12 protein-coding genes and 1 pseudogene are annotated in these 20,501 nt (G+C 44.3%); 10 read left to right on the top strand and 3 right to left on the bottom strand.

What is annotated here, in order from left to right:
• Both IJJ71_RS04560 and IJJ71_RS04565 read left to right on the top strand, forming a co-directional pair.
• Positions 1-2,338 (top strand): annotated as a pseudogene (locus IJJ71_RS04560) (hypothetical protein); the annotation flags it as partial.
• A gap of 271 nt (positions 2,339-2,609) precedes the next feature.
• Positions 2,610-3,647, top strand: coding sequence for a fibronectin type III domain-containing protein (locus tag IJJ71_RS04565; RefSeq protein ID WP_296845583.1), 1,038 nt, complete (start codon positions 2,610-2,612; stop codon positions 3,645-3,647).
• 148 nt (positions 3,648-3,795) lie between these two features.
• On the opposite strand, the gene IJJ71_RS04570 is transcribed toward IJJ71_RS04565, so the two are convergent.
• From IJJ71_RS04570 to tmk, 3 genes are all read right to left on the bottom strand, one after another.
• Positions 3,796-4,548, bottom strand: coding sequence for an Rpn family recombination-promoting nuclease/putative transposase (locus tag IJJ71_RS04570; protein WP_296845584.1), 753 nt, complete (start codon positions 4,546-4,548; stop codon positions 3,796-3,798).
• A gap of 432 nt (positions 4,549-4,980) precedes the next feature.
• Positions 4,981-5,592: a hypothetical protein gene (locus IJJ71_RS04575; RefSeq protein ID WP_296845586.1), complete on the bottom strand. Its 612-nt coding sequence runs from the start codon at positions 5,590-5,592 to the stop codon at positions 4,981-4,983.
• A 153-nt stretch (positions 5,593-5,745) separates the two neighbouring features.
• Positions 5,746-6,375 (bottom strand): dTMP kinase, encoded by a 630-nt coding sequence (tmk, locus tag IJJ71_RS04580; RefSeq protein WP_296845588.1) that lies wholly within the window; start codon positions 6,373-6,375, stop codon positions 5,746-5,748.
• 105 nt (positions 6,376-6,480) lie between these two features.
• Here tmk and IJJ71_RS04585 point away from each other — a divergent pair, with 105 nt between their 5' ends.
• From IJJ71_RS04585 to IJJ71_RS04620, 8 genes are all read left to right on the top strand, one after another.
• On the top strand, positions 6,481-10,998 hold the full coding sequence (locus tag IJJ71_RS04585; RefSeq protein ID WP_296845589.1) for a translocation/assembly module TamB domain-containing protein: 4,518 nt from the start codon (positions 6,481-6,483) through the stop codon (positions 10,996-10,998).
• A 19-nt stretch (positions 10,999-11,017) separates the two neighbouring features.
• On the top strand, positions 11,018-13,453 hold the full coding sequence (gene bamA, locus IJJ71_RS04590; protein ID WP_296845591.1) for an outer membrane protein assembly factor BamA: 2,436 nt from the start codon (positions 11,018-11,020) through the stop codon (positions 13,451-13,453).
• A 13-nt stretch (positions 13,454-13,466) separates the two neighbouring features.
• A complete protein-coding gene (locus IJJ71_RS04595; protein ID WP_296845592.1) occupies positions 13,467-13,988 on the top strand; it encodes an OmpH/Skp family outer membrane protein in 522 nt (173 codons plus the stop codon).
• A gap of 1 nt (position 13,989) precedes the next feature.
• Positions 13,990-16,659 (top strand): DNA mismatch repair protein MutS, encoded by a 2,670-nt coding sequence (gene mutS / locus IJJ71_RS04600; RefSeq protein ID WP_296845594.1) that lies wholly within the window; start codon positions 13,990-13,992, stop codon positions 16,657-16,659.
• Positions 16,660-16,733: 74 nt separating this feature from the next.
• Positions 16,734-17,519 carry a ComF family protein gene (locus IJJ71_RS04605; protein WP_296845595.1) on the top strand — a complete coding sequence of 262 codons (786 nt, stop codon included), beginning with the start codon at positions 16,734-16,736 and terminating at the stop codon, positions 17,517-17,519.
• A 115-nt stretch (positions 17,520-17,634) separates the two neighbouring features.
• Positions 17,635-18,924, top strand: coding sequence for an NAD(P)-dependent oxidoreductase (locus IJJ71_RS04610; protein ID WP_296845597.1), 1,290 nt, complete (start codon positions 17,635-17,637; stop codon positions 18,922-18,924).
• A gap of 13 nt (positions 18,925-18,937) precedes the next feature.
• Positions 18,938-19,429, top strand: a complete 492-nt coding sequence (locus IJJ71_RS04615) for a chemotaxis protein CheW (protein ID WP_296845599.1) — start codon at positions 18,938-18,940, stop codon at positions 19,427-19,429.
• Entirely contained in the window at positions 19,429-20,499 is a 1,071-nt protein-coding gene (locus IJJ71_RS04620; protein ID WP_296845606.1) for a DegT/DnrJ/EryC1/StrS family aminotransferase, read from the top strand. The genes IJJ71_RS04615 and IJJ71_RS04620 overlap by 1 nt, the downstream gene beginning before the upstream one ends.
• The last annotated feature ends 2 nt before the right edge of the window (positions 20,500-20,501 follow it).

Raw genomic sequence — 20,501 nt, forward strand, 5'->3', positions numbered from 1 at the left:
CAAAACATTAACAATTGAAAGTGGTGTTGAAATCTCAAGTAACTCAGAGAATGGTAATGAGACCGAAGGCGGTGGCGGTGGCATTTTTAATAGTTCTGGAACTGTCATAATCAAAGGCGGAACAATTAAAACAAATTCTGCAAACCATTATGGCGGAGCAATTTATAATGAAAGCGGAACAGTCTACATTTACGGTGATACTTTAATTGGAAAGGAAGTTTCTGTGGCTCCAGACAACTGGACTAATGGCTCTAACAAAGCCGAAAATGGAGGCGCAATTTACAATAAGTCCGGCAATATTTATATTGGCTACAAAAGTAATAATGGTACACCCTCAAAAGATGATTCTGCAAATGTAAAGATTATGGGAAATGCAGTAAAATCAAGCAGTTCAAAAGGTGGTGCTATTTATGTTGAGGCAGGAACTTTGCAGATTGCAAAAACCTGTATTGGCTTTAACTATTCTCCATACAGTGGAGCTGGAATTTATACAAAGGGTAGTGTCAGATTGCTCGAAGATGCGATTATAAAAGGAAATAAGGCCTTTAGTTTTGGTGGTGGTGTCTATGTTGACCAGGGTGGTCAATTGAGCATGACCAGCAACTCAATTATCGGTGGAAGTGAAAGTGGAGACTCAAATACAGCTGCTTCCGGTGGGGGCGTTTATGTTTCAAGTAACAGCACGGATGAGACTAAAAAAGCAATAGTAACATTTGGTGCGACAGGGGCTACAGTAAGTCCAAGCATTTCCGGTAACTCTGCGACACAGGCTGGTGGTGGTGTGTATATTGACAATTTTGGAGCTACATTCAATATGCACTCAGGAACTATCAGCAATAACAAGGTTGTCACCGGAACAACTGGTGGCGGCGGTATTGAGATTAGCTATGGAACCTTTAATATGGACGGCGGAACAATCAGTGGTAACAAAATTGAAACTCCGGGTACTTCTGTTCTTGGAGGAGCAGTTGATGTTAATGTGGGTGGAAAATTCAATATCAAAGGCAATGTCTCAATTCCTTATGGCGGAGAAAAATACAATAATGATGTAAACCTTAGAGGTAATCCTATAAAGATTACGGGTGCAATCACTTTACCAGAAGGTGAAACTTTTGTTGCCGCTATTATTCCGCAATCATACGCAACGAGTACACAAGTGTTTGAAATTGTGGAAAATCCAAATCCTATGACGACTCTTTCGAGAGCAAAAAATAAGTTCTCTTTAATTCAAAAAGATGGTGAATCATGGTTCATCAATAATCAGGGCTACCTGCAAGTCGGCACTTTGGTACAGTCTGCAACAGATTTAATGAATGAATTTGCAAGTATTAACACTATGACATCTGAACAAACTGCTGATTTATACATAGTTTTTGATAGAGACATCGATATCAGTTCTGAAACAAATTGGATGCCGATTGGTTATGCTTCACAGTCTGCCGAAAGTGCAGGAACTAATCTTGTGGAATTTAAAGGCACAATAGACGGCAACGGACATACACTTACCATAAGTGACAATCAGTCAAAACGCTTTTCAGCTTTATGTTATACTAATAATGGTGTAATACAGAACATAAAGATTAAATCTACAAAGACAATCGCTTTCGATACCAATGCACCGCATTTTATTTTTTCTGGTATTTGCGTGAATAACAATGGTATAATTAAAAATTGCTGGAACGAAATAGACTGTGAGGGAATTACATTCGAAGGTTGTGGTGGAATATGTATAACCAACAATGGGATGATTGAAAATTGCATAAATACTGGCAGCATAACTTCTACATTCCATACGAATGGTTGGGGCGGCATATATCAGCCGGCTGGTGGTATTGTAGGTACTTTGACTGGTAACGGTGTAATAAAGAATTGTGTGAATTACGGAACTGTAAAAGTTCCAAAGAAATTTGATGATCCAAGCGGATTATCTGGCTTAGCAGGAGCTATAGCAGGCTATTCACAAATGGACGGGAATATCATTCAGAGCTGCTATTGGCGTTATAATTGTGTAAGGTCAAATGCAACTCAATCATCGGAAGGTAAATTTAATACAAGCGCAACAGATGATTTGAACTGGATGATTTGTAAATCTCAGAATTATGATACCACTCAAATACGAAAAGGTACATTTACAGGTAATGGCTCTTTCGCAGCAAACAATAACGGAACTCTTACTGCAGCAAGTGCCAATGATGCCGTAACTGCCCAGACATTACAATATGGCACAAATTTGCTTTCCGCTTTGAATAGCTTTGTTTCTGAAAATTCGAGTGATGAGCTTTGCACATGGGTAGCGGGCAATTCGTATGCGGCAATACCTAGCTGTTTTGAAGAATAAAGTAAGAAAATTCAATACAGTAAAGCGTGAGGGATAGTAGTGGCAGCCCGCGAGGGCTGTTCCGTAGCGAAGCGGAGGAATGGAGTGCGGTTAGCACGGAACCACGGATAAGCCCGACCTGCCGCAAGGCAGGGCACGCCCAAAAATAGCAATTTTACTGCTTTTGTTTTATAGCAACGGCAGAATATTAAAAAATAGGAGAAATTTTATGAAAATTACAGAAGTTTGAAGAAAATTTGGAACGGCAATTACGATTCTTACAGCAATTGGGTTGACTTTTGCCTCTTGCACGGCTGATTCAGGAGACGACGCTCCAAATCCCACGCCACAGACCGAGATAAAGGTTGTTGAAAAGGACAATGAGCAGAAAAAAGCAGTCGTTCAGCCTGCGGTAACAGGTCTTTCGGCCAAAGCTGGTGACGGAAAAGTTGTTCTTTCGTGGACGAATCCTACAAACGAAGAATTCGCTTCTCTCGAAGTCTCTTACACGCCGGACGAGTCTTCTTCATCAAAAAAGACGCTCTCAAAAACAGCGACGACTTACACTTTCAGTTCGCTTTCAAACGATACTGAATACACTTTTACGGTCAAAACAATAAGTTCTGCAAATACAAATGGAACTGCGACTATAAAGGCGACTCCAAAAAAATTAACAACAAAACTTGATGCTCCGACAAATCTTGTTATCAATTCAATCACAGAAACTGAAAATGGATGCGCTATCAATATTTCATTTACATACAATGGAAAGAACATAATAGACGGTACAACGACCGCGATTCTGGAGGTTCTGCATGTCGCGAGCTATGACAAAAACTCAGCTGTTAAAGTAGAAGTCGGAGAAAATACTAGAACTGTAACTATATCGAATTTTCATTTTGACCTAGCGAGAAAGTATTATTTCAGGGTAAAACTAACAAACACTGCAGACAATATTTTAGACAGTGACTGGAGTGGTGAAGCCAGATTTACATATACTGTAAGCGGCAAGGACACGGAGTATTTGGCAAAATGTATTTATGTCTCAAAAGCTGGAGAACATATTATAGATGGTGACAGGGGATATGCTGAGGAAGAGTGGAATATATGGCCGAAAGAACCCGGAATGAAACATTGGTACGCCGTTTCATCATATAGATTAAATTACGAATTTATATATGTTGATGAAGAGCAGAAAAAAGCGTATTTTCATGCAACAGCAGATGCAGGGTGTTATATTGACAATGACCATGCGTACAAGTTTGGAGAATTTATTGATTCAAGCAAACTTGAAATAAATCCAGAAACAGGCTATTGGAGATGCAAATAGCCTGAGTATTGAATTTCAGGCAAAAATTCGCATAAAAAATTCCCCGGCTGCTGTTTTCGATGCAATAGCCGTGGTGTTTTTATCAAGTGCGGGATTTTTGCAATTCCAGCTTGTTTAGCGGCTCAGGTTATATCTCTGTCGTGTAAATTCATAGCGGCGTAATTCCTCCTGAAGATTTTGTTGTCGCCTGACTTAGAATTTCTGCAACTTTATCTAATGGCAAATCCAAGGAGCGGGCAATTATTTCTTTTGAGACACCGTTTGCCCAGAAATTTCTCGCCGCTTCAATCGCTTTTTTCTGCTCGCCTTGCAAAACACCTTCTCTTTTTGCGGCTCTAGTTATATCTCTGTCATGTAAATTCATAGCGGCGTATTCCCTCCTGAATTTCTCGTTGTCCTTGATTTTCTCAACCAGGGCGGAAAGTCGGTTTGAGAAATCATCTTGGCCTGGCTCGTTCGTGTGGATGAAGCGGAGAAAATTTTGGATTCTCTCATTCTTTTCTTCCTTGTATGCACTTGCATTATAAATTACCTTTAGCGATTTGTCATTTAAATTCACGGCGGAATTTTCCAAACATGTATTTTTGAAGGTGTAGCATGGAAGTCCGTAGTGGTTTTTGTTTTCATCTTTGAACGGGTCGTGCTTGCAGATGAAAAGGATGTAGCTGTCTTTAAGTTCGGAATAATCTTGCCCTTTCATGAGACTGTCCATATCTATCATGCTCTGGTAGTATCTTGTGCGTTTTCCAAGTGCTTCCTGCGGGTAAGATTGCATTTCAACATCTATGATTTTGTCGCTGTCCTTTATGTAAACATCGAGCCGGACGCCTTTTGTCGTGTAATACGGTGCGATTGTCTTTTCGAGTTCCGGGTATTCGACATGGCTCACGCGGATGTGCAAAAGCCGCTCCACAAGCTCCGCGCAAAAATATCAGAAAATGTGCCGCATGGAGGCGGCAAAAAGCAAATTATCCGCGAGAATTTCTGTAAGAAATTCTCGTCGCGACATGGATGTCGAAATCATCGGTAAAGGTAAGCTCATCAACTGGTTTTGGGTGAAAAATGTCTGCCATATTTTGCCTCTTTTAAGTGAAATTGTCGTTTTTTTCTGACACATATATATAGGCAAAAAATTTGCATTTTTGGCAGTGTAAATTAAAACTGGTCGGAATTGTACAAAAAAATTGGGGGCTTGGGGCGACAGCCCCAGGCGAAGTGGTAGCGACGCACTGTTCAGGCATAGCCTTCACCGAGACTCACCTCGTGAGTTTCTTCGCCTACGGCGACCGGCTCCCTAGGGGAGACATCCCCCCTTGAAATCCTGATTCCTAGCTTAATAATCTTTTCCCATCTTTTCGAATTCTTCAATCACTTTGTTCACGCGCTTTAGCTCTCGGTTTAGGATTTTTTCGTAGTCGAGGCTGCCTGTTCCAATCCGTTCGCGCTCGTCTTCCCAGTTTTGGATTTGCTGCAGGATAAGGAACTTGAATTTGCCGACATTCGCTTTTTCTGCCCAGAGTTTCGCCTCGCGCCAGTAGTAAAGTCCGGCCTCGTAGCATGATTTTGCTTTTTTAAGGTTCTCGATGTAAGCGTCACGCCACGGTGCGTCGTAAAAATGTGCCACCTGTTTGTCATAGACACGGCCGAGCCTTGTATGCTGCTCAATCAGCTTGAGATTTATATGCATCATAAAGAGATAGCGGTATTTTTCCCAGTCCTTCTCGTCGTTGATTGTGACTGGGGCGTACAAAGGGTTGCAGAAATCGGCCTTCACCGCCTGCTCAAGCCAGTAGATGTTCTCAATGCAGTCGTCCGGATATTGCTGGTAATGCACATGGAAGAGCTTGTAATAGTCCTCTTTGTATTTGACCATGTATGAGAAAGCTGGCAGTGCCGAAAATATCACGAAAATCGCCGCAAAAATGGCAAAAAATTTCTTTTTCATCTCATAGATTATCGGCAAAAAAATTGAAAGTTGAAAGATGAAAATTGAAAAATAGGCTGGGGGAAGTCTCCCCCTCGCTCCAGCCTCCTCGCTTCGCTGCGGTGTCTTCCGCTACCCCTTCGCCTAAGGGGCACAGCCCCTTAAAATCCCCGTCTAAATTGTCTTTGTGAGGAATTCAATGTTCTTTGCGATTATTGCAGCGACTTCCTCAATCGGGCGGCTTGCGTCCAGCCTTACAATCTTCATGCCGGTGTTCATCTTCTCGTAGTCGTCGATGACTGACCTGTACCGCTCGGCGGTGGCTTTCTGGAAGTCGAGTTTTTCGTAAATTTCGGTCTTGCCGCGGCCCAAAACTCGCTGCAAAGAAATTTCCGGGTTGATGTCGAAGAAAAATAAAATTTCCGGGAGCGGGAAGCTTTCGTTGAGTTTTCGTGGAAGCTCGTTTCCGCATGTAACGGTCTGGTAGGTGAGGCTTGAGAACAGATAGCGATCGCTCACGACGATTTTTCCGCTCTGAGCCTGTTCTACGACTCCGCAGTTCGTGCCGCTTTTCCCGTAAAGGTGCTCGTTCCTGTCGGCGGCGAACAAAAATGCGGTCGTGCGCGGGTCAAGCTCTACATCGCCCTTGAGCATTTTGCGCAGAAATTTGCCGGTCTCGCTGTCAGTCGGCTCTGCCGTGAAAAAGAAGCGGTCGGCATCTTCTCGCTTTTTCAAAACTTCAATCTGGGTGCTTGTTCCGGCTCCGTCAATGCCTTCAAAAACAATAAAATTTTTTAAAATCATGTATCTTTCCTAAAATCATATTTTTTACTTTTTGATTCTATTATAGAATATAACCCATTTTTTGCCGATACTTGAAAAGAAGAAGTCTCGAAAAAAAAATTAAAGATGAACAAAAAATCTCTCGGCGTAAGCCTTGGTAGCGCAATATTCATTCTCTTTCTCGTTGCTGTCCTCGCGTTGGTTCGGCCTGTGTACCTTCGCATTTATGAGGCTTTGAGTGATTTTGAGACTGTTCTTTCCAAAAAACTTGAGGATGAGACTGGGCTTGCACTTTCTTATGCTTCACTTTCTCCGTCGGTTTTTACAGGTGTTAATTTTAGGAACATTTCGATTCATGAGGTTGCGACACAGAACAAGCTGCTCTCAATCCGGCGGGCGACTCTCACTTATGACATAAAGGGCTTCTTCTCAAAAAATCCTACTGTCGCGCTCAAGGAACTTACGCTGAACGGCGTTTCGATTGAATACAATGCGATGCAGAACCAGGATTTCATCGAAAAAATAAAACTGCTGATTGAGAAACGCAAGCTGACCCAAAAAGCCATCGTGGAGACTGCAATTTCTGAGAATTCCGCTGCGGAAGTTGATTTCGGCGAAGAGACGGAGCCTGAAAATAAAGCTGATTCTGATGAGGAGCTTGATTTTGACATTCCTCTTGATGTGGTCGTAAAAAATGTTTCCGTACATTATTCGGACAAGCAGAATGAGGTCCTTGCGACTCTCAAAAATATCAAATTCAAGGATTTCAGTCTTTCTGAGGGCATTGAGCTTGAGACCAGCGGAAAGGTCTTCTACAAGACAGCCCTTTACAAGACTGCCGGAAGATGGACTTCCGTTGCGTGCAATTTCTCTGTCTCTGGCAAGGTTTTCTCAAATCTTGAAGGAAGCTCGGCCCTCGTAAGCCTTTCTGGTGCGGGCGGGGCTGATTATTCGCTTTCAAACCTCGACATGCTCGTGAATTATGCTGATGATAAGGTTGAGGTTCGGACGATGCGTACAGTCCTTCCGTTCTCGATTTTTGCCCGCTATGATTTGGCTGAGTCGGATTTTGCGTTCTCCGGGGAATTTGACGGTTTCAATCCGCTAAGCCTTGTCTCAATCCGGCAGAAAAGCCCTGCGATTCAGAAAATCAACGGGACTACAATCTCCGGCTCCCTTTTCGGAAAACTCAGTTCAAAGGAGATTGATTACAACACGAACATCACGCTTTCGCTGCCGAAAAAACTCCTTGGTGAGAAGGTCAATCTTTCGCTCCGCTGCGACGGCAATGAAAAATCTATAAATGTCAAGAAACTTGCCGCTAAAGGCTCTTTCATCGATGCTGATTTCTCTGGTTCCTTTGATTTTAAGAAACTCCAGCCGTCAGGCTTGCTTTCACTGAATTATTTCATGCTCAGAAACGGCGGCATAATTTCTACGGAAGTTTACCTTGACCCGTACCGAAACGGATTCACCTGTGTCGCACCGCAAATTTTCATGAATGAAAAGAGCTTCACCGGTGTCCAGTTCACTCTTCTTCCGGGGCAGAACTCAGTTGACTTCCAGTTTGAGCTTTTGGACTTCGCCCATCCTGACTTTGAGGAGACTGGCCGGCTTCAGATTGACGGAAGTTTCCTTACCGGAAGAGAAAAATTCGTTCAGGCGAGTGTTGTCGTGTCCAACATTTTCGCGGACAGTATCGTTGACACGGCGGCTTTCTTCGTACCTGAGGAAAAAAGTCAGGTTCTCAAAAATGCGGCCGAAAAACTCAGGCCTTATATCTTCAACACGGAAGTTTATTTCTCCAGCGATTTCAAGGATTTTTCTTTGAACGCACCTGTCTGTCTTTTTGCTAACACCGAGAAGGATAGGGAACTTGTAAGTTTTGCCGTTGACGGCTCCCGCGAGACTCTGCAGTTCTCAAGCTTTGACCTTCTTTTCGGAAAACAGACCGCACACGCTGAGATTGCGATTGAATTCTCCGAGAATTTCAAGGAATTTTCTTTCTCGACGGATCTGACCATGAATTCCGTGCCGTACCATTTCTTTGGAAATTTCAGCCCGGACTGGATTGCAATTTCCGGTGACTATAACTTTGATGCAATTATCTCGATTGACGAGCAGGTTGGGGCTACAGTTCAGTTCGCGCAGTTTCCGTTCAGCGTTGGAAAATATGTGTTCGCCACTTCTGCTAGCGCGATTCTTCGCTGGAGCAGGGAATCCGGGTTTGAGGCCGACATCATCAGTTTTGAGGTCGAGGAGCCTTCTTCTTATCTTCAATTTTCTCCGCATCTTGCGCTTTCCGGCTCTTTGAATAAATACGGTTTCGTTCTCGGAAGCCTCGTGTATTCGGACACAGTTTCCTCTCTTGAGGGTGAGGGCAGCATTGTCTGGAACATGAACGACAATATTTTTGATTCGGTTCATGCGGCTCTTTACATGTCAAGCCCGATTACAAGCGAGACAATATCTTTTTCCGCGGATTTGACGAATCCTTCACAGCTCCCGTTTTCTGCTGAAAGTCTTAAGAATGATTTCTATCTTTCTGCACAGGCTTCTATAAACTCGTTCCCGTCTGCAAGGATTATGGCATTGCAGAATCCAGAGAACACTATTTCGGCGGACCTCACGGCCAGCGGTACTCTAAGCAATCCTTTTGTCTCTTTGCAGCTTCATCGCTCATCCCTGCTTCTTTACGGCTATCCTCTCGTGGCCAGGGCTTCCGTGACTTATGACGACACAGGGCTTCATGTTGACGGCCTTAACTGTGACTGGTCTGTCCTCACGATTTCAAATGCGAGCGCGACATTTGATCCATCTTTGTTCACAGGCTCCGTTTCCTTCGTGCTTGATGCAAAACTGATGGAAAAAACGATTCACGCGCCGTTCAGCATTAATATAGAAGGTTCTGTGCCGGAAAAGAAATTCTCGGTGCCTGATTTCTATTCCCTTACTCTCTCTTCTCCGAAAATTACCGGCGATTTTATAGCCAGCGATTTTCCTCTGAAAGTAACGGCCGTTCATTCGCCAAACAGGTTTGACATCCTTACAGACCGTTCCGACGGTTTCACGGCATCTTACACTTTGAGCGACAAGTACATCACTGCAAGGGCAGGAAAGCAAAGTCCTGTGCAGTTCAATCTTTCTGGATATATAAAGCAGAACAATCTTGATCTCAATGTGACTGGAATCAATGCCGACATGCGATTTATCTGCTCCGAAGTTGAGATTCCTTTCGTAAGCTTCAATTCGGGCATTCTTTCCGGGGCGATAAAAATTACCGGCCCGACTACGGATCCTGAATTTACCGGCGCGTTCAGCGTAATGCACCCAAATTTTATAATTCCTCTCGTCTCAAAAAATTATTTCCATGCTTCAAAGGTCATAATGACTGTGGGACAGGGTGAGGCTCTTGTTCCGCCAACGCCTGTTACTTTGGGAAAAGGACTCGGAACTGTTGAGTACCGCATGGAATTCAACAGGTGGATTCCGAACTTCCTTGAGCTTAAGATTGACATTGACGACAACAACAAGGTTCCGCTTGATTTGACATTCCCGTTCATTCATGCGAAAGGAAGGGCTTCCGGAAATCTTACGCTTGCATTTACTATTCCGCGGGATGTCTCGATTTCTGGTTTCGTAAACGTCGATGACACTGATGTAGAGATTGTTGCGACTCCATTGCAGAATCAGTTCTCAATCGAGAATATCGGAAATCTTTTGCCGTCTGTGCCTGTAAAAAATCCTGCGGAACTGAATGTGACTGTTGATTTCGACATTATCGTCGGCCAGAAAGTCCAGCTCCTTTTCAATCCGTTCCTGCGCGGTGTCGTTGCTCCGGGAACTCCGCTTTCGATTTATTTCGATTCTTATTCCGGCGACCTTGAATTCAAGAGCGACATAACTTTGCGCGGCGGTGAAATTTCATGGCTCAACAGAAACTTCTATATGAAGGAAGGCCGTATTGTATTCAACGAGACTCAGGACTCAATCGATCCGAAAGTGACTGTTCGGGCAGAGACTAGGGAGCGTGATGACAACGGAAACATGGTTACGATTACGCTTTCGGCAAATAATCAGCCTGTCAGCACATTCAATCCGACTTTCACTGCTACTCCTGCAAAATCCGAACGGGAAATCATGCGTCTTCTTGGACAGGTCGTTTCCGCGGATTCGAGCGGTGTATCTGACATATTCGGTGCGGGCGGCGACTGGCTTGTTCAGTCAACTGTGATGAGGAGAGTTGAGAATACATTGCGTGAATTGTTGAATTTTGATATAGTTTCCATTCGAACCAATGTCTTGCAAAATTCATTGAAACTGAGCATGGACGAAAATACCAAAAATAAGCAGCTTTCGGTCGGTAACTTTATCGATAATTCGACTGTTTATATAGGAAAATACTTCGGCAGTTCGATTTATTTGGACTCCATGCTTCATTGGACTTATGATGAGCATAAAATTAACAACGGTACTTCGGTCAATGGAGTTGTTTTTCAGCCAGAAATAGGTTTTGAGATGGCATCTCCTTTCGCCAACATCCGTCTGCAAGTTGCTCCAGATATTGATTCGCTTCAAAAAGGCCTTCTGAGTACATGGGTTCCGTCTACATCGTTAACACTGTCATGGAAGTATGCTTTTTAAAAATATTTGAGGGGATTTTATGTCAATCCGTCTGCGTTTTTTCGCGCTTCTTTTTTCTGTTTGTTTGTTTTCGGCAGTTCCTGTTTTCGCGCAGGACTCTGAATCTTCATCTTCGGCAGAAGCCGACAGCACATGGTATTACGGGGCTGTAATTAAGTCTGTAAAATTCAAAGGACTTAAAAGCGTAAGCAGCAAGGAAGTTGATGGCGTCGTCTCTAGCTTTTATGGCAAAAAGTTTTCCGATGAGCTTTTCGCCGACATGATGGACCGCATCTACGCCCTTGATTTGTTCGACGAGATTAACCCGGAGGCTCTTCCTGGTGATGTAAAGCGTACTACAGTCGCAATTACTTTCTCTGTAAAAGAAAAGCCTATTATCACCCGAATCATAATCAGCGGAAACAAGCAGATTCGTACCACCGAGCTGAAAGATGCAATGTCTTCCAAAGAAAAGGATGTTTACATTCCTTCAAAGATTTCGATTGATGAAAGGGCTATCCGTGATCATTACCTTGAAAAAGGATTCACAGAGGCAAAAGTAACATCTTCTATAAAGCAAACGTCAAAAGGTATTGAGATTACATTCAAGGTGGACGAAGGCCGCTCAACTGTCATTTCAACCATTGGTTTTTCAGGCAACAAAGTCATATCTTCAAAGACCTTAAAAAAGAAGCTCAAGCTCAAGGAAGCCGGAATTCTCAATAAAGGTGCATTTCAGGAGTCCATGCTTGAGGCTGATAAACAGTCAATCCTCAGTTATTACGCAAACGAAGGCTATATCGATGCTTCCATTGTCGATGTAACTCAGACAACATCAATAAACGAAAAGAAAGGCCGTAACGAGCTTACCATTACATTCGTAATAAGCGAAGGCTCGCAGTACACTTACGAGGGTGTCACTTTCGTCGGAAACAAAATCTTCTCTGATGACGAGCTTCAGGCAAAAGTCAAGCTAAAGAAAGGCTCTGTTTTCAATCAGACAAAATTCAACGAAGGCCTTATGGCTGTCGCTGATTTGTACTATGAGAACGGCTACACTGCAAACAAGTTCCAGCAGTACCCGGCAAAAGATGTCGAAAAAAAGACAATCGCATATCAGTTCATGATTACTGAGAATGTCCGCTCTCATGTCGAGAATATCATAATTAAGGGCAACACAAAAACAAAAGAGAATGTAATCCGCCGAGAAATTCCTATCGAAGCTGGCGATATTTTCTCAAAGGCAAAAGTAACGACTGGTCTGCGAAATTTGTACAACTTGCAGTATTTCAGCGCGGTTGTTCCTGATGTAGTTCCTGGTTCTGAAGAAAATCTTGTTGATTTGATTGTTTCTGTCGAAGAGCAGTCAACTACTTCAATTGAATTTGGTGTCACTTTCAGCGGTGTCTCTGACCCTGATGACCTTCCTTTTGCCCTTTTCGTCAAGTGGCAGGACAGCAATGTCAAGGGAACTGGCCGCTCTGTCAGCGCAAGCTCAACCGTCGCTACGGATACCCAGTCGCTCAGCCTCGGTTACGGCACAAACTGGTTCGGAGATTTGCCGATAAGCACATCTATAAGCACTGAAATCTCACATTCAAGCCTTTCCGCATTGCGAAACAAAGTTGACGGAAACGGCCTTGTCAGTGACAACTCATATTACATGAACTACGAGCAGTGGCGATGGTCATCAAGCATTTCCGGTGGCCGCCGCTGGACTCCTGATTTCGCAATTATTTCTTGGACAGGCGGTATTACTGGCAGCCTTAAGAACAATCTTTACAACGAAAAAATCTGGAATCCTGTGGACAGTTCTGTCAGTGAATACGCTAACCGCTGGGGATGGCAGAACTCTGTATGGACGGCAGTTTCCATCGATGACCGAGACATCAACTATGATCCTTCAACAGGATGGTTCGCGAGCCAGCGATTCACATGGTACGGTCTCACTCCTGTCGAAACAGAATACTTTCTCCGCACCGACACAAAACTTGAGAAGTATTTCACATTGTTCAAGTTCCCGATTACTGAAAACTGGACATACAAGCTTGTCTTCATGGCATATTCTGGCCTTTCAATGCAGTTCCCGAAACCAGGAACAGGTATTGGTGATTCAAGCAGGCTCTATATTGACGGCATGTTCAACGGCCGCGGATGGACAAACATCTATAACAAAAAACGCGGTAAGGCAATGTGGAGCAACATAGTCGAGCTTCGTATGCCTCTTATTCCTGGAGTCCTTGCCTTTGATTTGTTCGCTGATGCCGCAGTAATCAAGACTGAGCCACAGGAATTGTTCAAGGAACTTGATATAACTAATTTCTACTGTAGTACAGGTCCTGGAATCCGCTTCACAATTCCTCAGTTCCCGTTGCGTCTGCTTTTTGCAAACACATTCCAGGTAAATTCTGACCGGGAAATTGAATGGGATAAAAACTGGAAGTTCGTACTTTCATTTAACATCACAAATAAATAATTGGAGAGCAGTTATGAATTTAAAGAAGATTTCGATTCTTGCAATTTTCGCATTTGTTTTTACCGGCGCGGCATTCTCGCAGCAGATTACGCGCTTTGGCGTTGTTGATACGGCAAAAGTTTATCAGGCATATTTCCGAAATTCTGCCCCGATTCGCAACTACGAGTCAAAAAAATCTGACTTCCAAAAAGAAATAATCAAGAGAACTGAAGAAATTCAGAAACTTAAGCAACAGAAGGCTGACTATCTTTCCGCCGGAAATGATGCACAGTCTTCGAAACTTGAAGCGGATATAATTAAAAAAACAGATGCTCTCACCGAGTATACCAATGCAAAGAACATTGAGCTTGAATCAATGAAAAACAACCTTCAGAATTCAGATTCTTTCTATAAAAAACTCTATTCCACGATTGAGCGTGTCGCTGAAAATGAAGGCTACAGCATGATTCTCTCTTTGCAGCAGAATAACGCGATTTTGTGGTACAGTTCTTCTGTCGATGTCACTGACAAAGTAATTTCGGCATTGGGATTGTAAGATGGCCCGCAACAAAGATGCTGTCGTAGCAGGAACAGTTCAGAGCCGGAGCGAGTCTGCAGAACTCACCCCGATGATGATTCAATATCTGTCAATCAAAGACGAGCACAAAGACGAAATTCTTTTTTACCGCTTGGGTGATTTTTATGAGATGTTCAACAATGATGCGATTGAGGTCTCCCGCCTGTTAAATCTCACCCTAACACACCGTGGTTCAGCTCCCATGTGCGGAATCCCTTTTCATGCTGTCAAAATCTATATCGCACGCCTTTTAAGATGTGGCAAACGAATTGCAATTTGTGAGCAAATCGGCGAGCCGAACGGCAAAACTCTCACCGAACGAAAAGTAATCGAAGTAATCACGCCGGGAACTGCCCTTGAAAGCGAATATCTTGAGGGCGGTTCAAACAACTTTCTGGCCTGTGTAGTTGCGCAGAAGGGTAAGGTAGGATTTGCTTACATCGATGTCACCACATCTGATTTTTTTGCGACGAGCTGGTTTGAAAAGGACATGGCAGAAAATTTCGCCAAGGAACTTGACCGCTGCCACCCGCGAGAGCTTCTTCTTCCGCAGAACCTTGAAAAAAATGAGATAATCCAGGCTTCACTCGAACAGAACGAGCGGATTGCAGTTTCTTACTACCCGGACTGGAATTTTGATCCGGCCCTTTCGTACAAACGGCTTTGCACTCAGTTCAAAACGGCAAATTTGCAGAGCTTTTCTCTAAATGAGTCTTCCCCGGAAGTAGCACCTGCGGGATTTTTGCTTGATTATCTTCAAAAAACAACAACTTCAAATTCTCCGCATGTAACCGGGATAAAAATTTACCGCGACAGCCAGTTCGTGATTATGGACGACTCTTCCCGCCGCAATCTGGAAATCGTTCAGAATCTTCGCGACGGCACTTCCCAGTTTTCACTTTTGGAATGTCTTTCTCATACTCAGACAGCAATGGGCAAGCGAATGATGCGGAACTGGCTTTTGTATCCGCTCACGAATGTCGAAGAAATCCAGAGCAGGCAGAGTCATGTCGAGCTTTTTGTGAATAACCGCAACCTTCTTGAATATGTCCACGAGCTTTTTGCGGATATTCTTGATGTCGAGCGACTTGCAGGACGAGTTGCAATGGAACGTGCTCACGCAAAGGATTTGCAGGCACTCCGCTCAAGCCTTGAAGCATGGCTCAAAGTGCGAGAGCAGCTGGATAATTTCGGCTTCACACAGACGGACAAGTCAATCGCCCAGAACATCGCAAAACTGATTTTTGACTCAATTCAAGAAGATCCGGCAACGGCCCTCGACGAAGGAAGAATCATAAAAGAAGGCTGGTCAAGCGAGCTGGACGAATATCGTCGCATTCACGACAATGTGAACAAAATCCTTGAAGATTATGCTGAAGAAGAAAAGCAGGCTAGCGGAATCCCAAATCTCCGAATCCGAAGCAATTCTCTTTCCGGCTATTACATTGAAATCACGCGCGGAAAGGCAAGTCAGGTTCCGTCTCATTTTATCATGCGGCGCGCGCTCACAAATGCCGACCGCTACACGACACCGCGCTTGCAGGAAATCGAAAAACAAATTAACGAGGCAAGCTTAAAAATCATCGAAACTGAGAAGGCTTTGTTCCTCGATGTGCGCTCAAAAATCGCTGAGCAAACGAACTATCTCTTGCAGAGCGCAAAAGAAATCGCCTACGCAGATGTTACGGCTGCCCTTGCGAATGCCGCAATCTTGCACGGCTGGGTAAAGCCTCTTGTCGATAACTCAAAAGAGTTCATCGTGCGCGCTGGCCGCCACCCGGTCGTTGAACTTCATCTTCCAAGCGGCGAGTTTGTTCCGAACGACATTGAAATTTCCGCTGAAAAAGATAGCTCCGTACCGTATTTTGGCTTAATCACAGGCCCGAACATGGCCGGAAAATCAACTTATCTCCGCCAGAATGCTTTGATTGCGCTCCTTGCTCAGATTGGCTCTTTCGTCCCGGCTCGTGAGGCACATATCGGCGTAGTTGACCGCATTTTCTGCCGCGTAGGTGCAAGCGACAACCTTGCCCGCGGAGAATCAACCTTCCTTGTCGAAATGACCGAAACAGCTTACATTCTGCGAACTGCCACCGAAAAATCCTTCGTGATTATGGATGAGGTCGGTCGCGGAACAAGCACTGAGGACGGACTTTCAATCGCATGGGCTGTCTCAGAGTATCTTCTGAACGCGCTCAAATGTAAGACGCTTTTTGCGACACATTATCACGAGCTTACGCGGCTCAATCATCCTCGTCTCCAGCTTTTGTGCATGGAAGTCAGCGAGGAAAATGACAAAGTTACTTTCCTTCGAAAAATCAAGGTCGGAGCGAGCGAAAATTCTTACGGAATCCATGTCGCATCCCTTGCGGGCGTTCCTCAGAGCGTAATCCGCCGGGCAAATGAAATCCTTGAAAGCCTTCATTCAGCTTCCCCGGACGGAAATGGAACAGGCGTGAATGTCGGAAATATCCAGACTGCCCAGACTTCATCCGAAAAATATCTTGAAAAATCAGTAACCATGCCGGGGCTTTTCTCGGACGAAGAGCTTGTTCTGGACGAAATCCTGAGCTGTGATCCTGATGACATGACTCCGCGCCAGGCCCTGGATTTGATTGACCGCTGGAAGAAATCCCTGAGCGGAAGATAATTTTTTTTTGTATTATTCTGACTTTTTTCCGTTTGCGTTGCCAAAAATGAAAATTTTTTGGAAATACTATAGTGATGAAAGAAAGAATTATCCGTTTTAATAACCGCGCATTTGCCGTCCAGTTTTGGATTATGACATTTGTTCAGAATCTTGTCTCTTTTTTCATGGGCGGAGAAAAATGCCTTTGCTGCTCAAAAAGAACGCTGCGCATTCCGCTGTGCCGTTCTTGTCTTCCGAAAATCAATGTTCCGGGATTTGTGCATGCCTGCTCAAAATGCGGTCGTGAACTTATCAGCGAGATTGATGTCTGCTCTTATTGCCGAGAGGAGCCGGCCCTAGAGAGCATTGACGGTGCGTTTTCCCTTAATGGTTATCAACTGTGGAAAAAATCCCTGCTTTTTGCATGGAAAATGGCCGACAAGCGAACTCTTTCCCCATATTTCGCCTCAATTTTCTATAAAAAACTTAAATCGCTGGAAGAAAGCATGGGGCTTCCGCTCCCGGTTGTGCCCGTTCCGCCCCGGCCTGGTAAAATCCGCGAGCGTGGCTGGGATCAGATAGACGAACTTTGCTATTATCTTCGGAAGGGGTGGGGCGTGCAAATCCTTCCTGTTCTTGAGAGGCTTTCCCATGTCCAGCAGAAAAAACTTGACCGTTTGCAGAGAATCGAAGGCATATCTTCGTCTTACAGACTTAAAAACTGGCGGAAAATCAAAAAAATCCTGCCTGTGGTTCCCGAAGCCCTTGTTCTTGCGGATGATGTTTTGACGACAGGTTCCACAATCGAGGCTTGTGCCAGGGAACTTAAGAAACTTGGTGCGAAGAAAGTTTTTTCAATAACTTTGTTTGTTGTTGACTGAATCTTCGGGCAAAATTTTATGAAAATATTAAGATTTTATTTAATTAGTTTGCATTTTAACGAATCTATCGTTATACTGTAAAAGTTAGAATTTTTTTTTATGAGGTTTATTAAACATGGAAGAAGAGATTAAAGGGTATAGCATGCAGGAGGCAATCGCGGAGTCGCGAAGATGTCTTAACTGCCCGAAACCTTTGTGCCGCACAGGTTGTCCGATCGAGAACGATATTCCGGCATTCAACCACGCGGTTTCGCTTGGTAATTTTGGTGAGGCTGCGAGCATCATCGCCCAGCGAAGCAATCTCCCTGCAATATGTGGCCGTGTTTGTCCTCATGAAAATCAGTGCGAAGGCCATTGTGTTCTTGCCAAAGCCGGCAGGGGAATTAAAATCGGCATGATTGAGCGTTTCATCGCAGATTTTGACAATGATTTGAACCTCAATCGTGAAAAGAAAATCGAAAAGATCGGCGGAAAGGTTGCCGTAATTGGTTCAGGTCCTGCTGGTCTCACTGTTGCAGGCGATTTGGCTCGCAAAGGCTACGAGGTCGTCGTTTATGAAGGCGAAAGTGAGCCGGGCGGTGTCCTTCTTTACGGCATCCCGGAGTTCCGTCTTCCAAAAGATGTAGTCCGCAACACAACCAAAAAAATCGCTGATCTCGGCGTTCAGTTTGTAACAAACACCATGATTGGAACTGACATCACAGTTGATGAGCTTTTCAAGAACGGATTTGATGCGGTTTTCATCGGAACTGGAACTGCTCTGTCAAAAGATCTTGATATTCCTGGCAAAGAGCTTAAGGGAATCATCCAGTCAAATTACCTTCTCCGCATGGTTCGTCTTTATCAGGATGGAAATGTTGATAAGTCAGAGGTTCCAATCGAAGAGGGAGACAGCGTTGTTGTTATCGGTGCCGGCAATGTCGCAATGGATGCATGCCGCACTGCTATCCGCATGAAGGCCAAAAAAGTCACTGTCGCATACCGAAAAACCGCCGAATTTATGAAGGCCGCAAAAGCAGAGTATGACGGTGCAATCAGTGACGGTGTTGAATTCAAGTGGGAGCATGCTCCTGTCGAATATGTTGGTGAGAACGGTGTCGTAACGGGGCTCAAATGTCAGAGTCCTGATGGCGAGGTCGTTATCCCTGCAAATAAAATCCTTATCGCAATCGGTTCTCGACCTGCAGCACGCATCGTAAATTCAACCGAAGGAATCGATGTCGATGAGGGCGGATATGTTGTTACAAGACAAAAGCCTTATGGCATGACAACAAAACGCGGCATTTTTGCCGGTGGTGATGTCGTCCATAAGCCGGCAACTGTAGTCCTTGCAATGCGCGAGGCAAAAAAAGTTGCTGTCGGTATTTCAGAATTCTTGGAAGCAAAAAAGCTTCTTGGCGAATAATCTAGGGGGAAATATGGCAGAAAACACTCAGATTCAGTTAGTTACATTCCAGCTTGGCGGAGAAATCTACGGCGTGGACATCATGGATGTAAAGGAAATCGTAAAGGTTACGAAAGTCCGACCTATTCCTAATGCCCCGTTTTATGTAGAAGGAATTTTCAACCTTCGAAGCGAGATTATTCCTGTAATTAACCTGCATAAGCGTTTCCAGATTCAAAAGCTTGCTGTCGCAGAGGACGATGAAGAATTTGAAGGCGGATTCATCATCCTCAATATCGAGAACAACCGCATCGGTATCATCATTGACCGAATCGCGCGGGTTGTTGCGATCGACACTGCTGACATCAAAGACCCGCCACAGATGATTAGCGGAATCGGCACTGAGTATATTCACGGCGTTATCCGTCAGGATGACAAATATCTCATCATGCTCGATATGCGCCGCTTGTTCAACGCCAAGGAACTCCAAAAAATTCTTGATCCTGGCGAAGCGAGTGACGAGTAATAATGATTCAGACTTTTAGTTCTACAATTCGCAGAAAGGAAATGGATGCTGTTCTGACATGTATGGTCGATGAAAAACTCGGCCCTGGTGAGCTGAACGGCAAGTTAATTCAGACCGTAAAAGAATTTACGGGTTGTGACGGAGCCGTTGCATTCAGAAGTCCGGCTGTTGCTTTTTCTTATGTCGTAAAGGCATTGGATTTGGAACAGGGGGCTTCTGTGATGATTTCTGCCCTTGCTCCGTCATGGCATTATTCTGCAGTAAAAAATCTCGGCTTCACCCCTCTTGTGCTTGATGTTCAGGAAGATGACGGCCTTGTTTCAGTTGAGTCCGTTCAGGAAGGAATCAAAAATGGTGGCCGGATTCTGCTTCTTCACGAGACGATGGGAATTCTCCCGGACCTGGAGAAGATTATTGCAACAGGCGTTCCTGTAATCGAAGATATTTCTCATTCTGTCGGCTCAGTTTACAGTCTTTCTGCTTCTGAAGAATCTCAGGCAAAGCCAGAGGACTTGCAGAAAAAGGCTGGAATGCTCGGCCTTTATTCAATTCTCGGCCTTGAGGCCAATGACACTGTTACTGCTGGTGGCGGGGCTGTCCTTATTGCACCAAAACGCCGTGAATGGAGCATCCTCAAAAAATTTACCGACGAGGCTCCGGAAACGGATATTCTGCCGGACATGAACAGCGCGCTTGGCTTTATTCAACTCAAAGAATTCAACCGCAACGAGGAAATCCGCAAATCTCTTTACGGCATTTTCACAAAATCTCTTTCCAGCGGCAAAAATAAGACTTTCTCCCGCAGCGAAGAAAATCCTTCCACAATATGGTCGTTCCCTGTCGTCCTAAATGGAAGTTTTAAGGATGCAAAACAATATGCCTCCCGAAAAGAAATTGAAATCCGTCCGGCTTACGAAAAGTCAGTGATTTCTGTTCTTGGAGAGGATGAGCAGTCAAAATATATTCATGCGAAGTCGCTTTTTCTCCGGTGCGTGCTGTTTCCTTTGTATCCACGGCTTGGTTCCGAATCAGCGACAAAAATCGCTAAGGTTTTGGGGACATTGCCATAAAA

This window comes from Treponema sp., assembly GCF_017430385.1.
Taxonomy (GTDB): Bacteria; Spirochaetota; Spirochaetia; order Treponematales; family Treponemataceae; genus Treponema_D.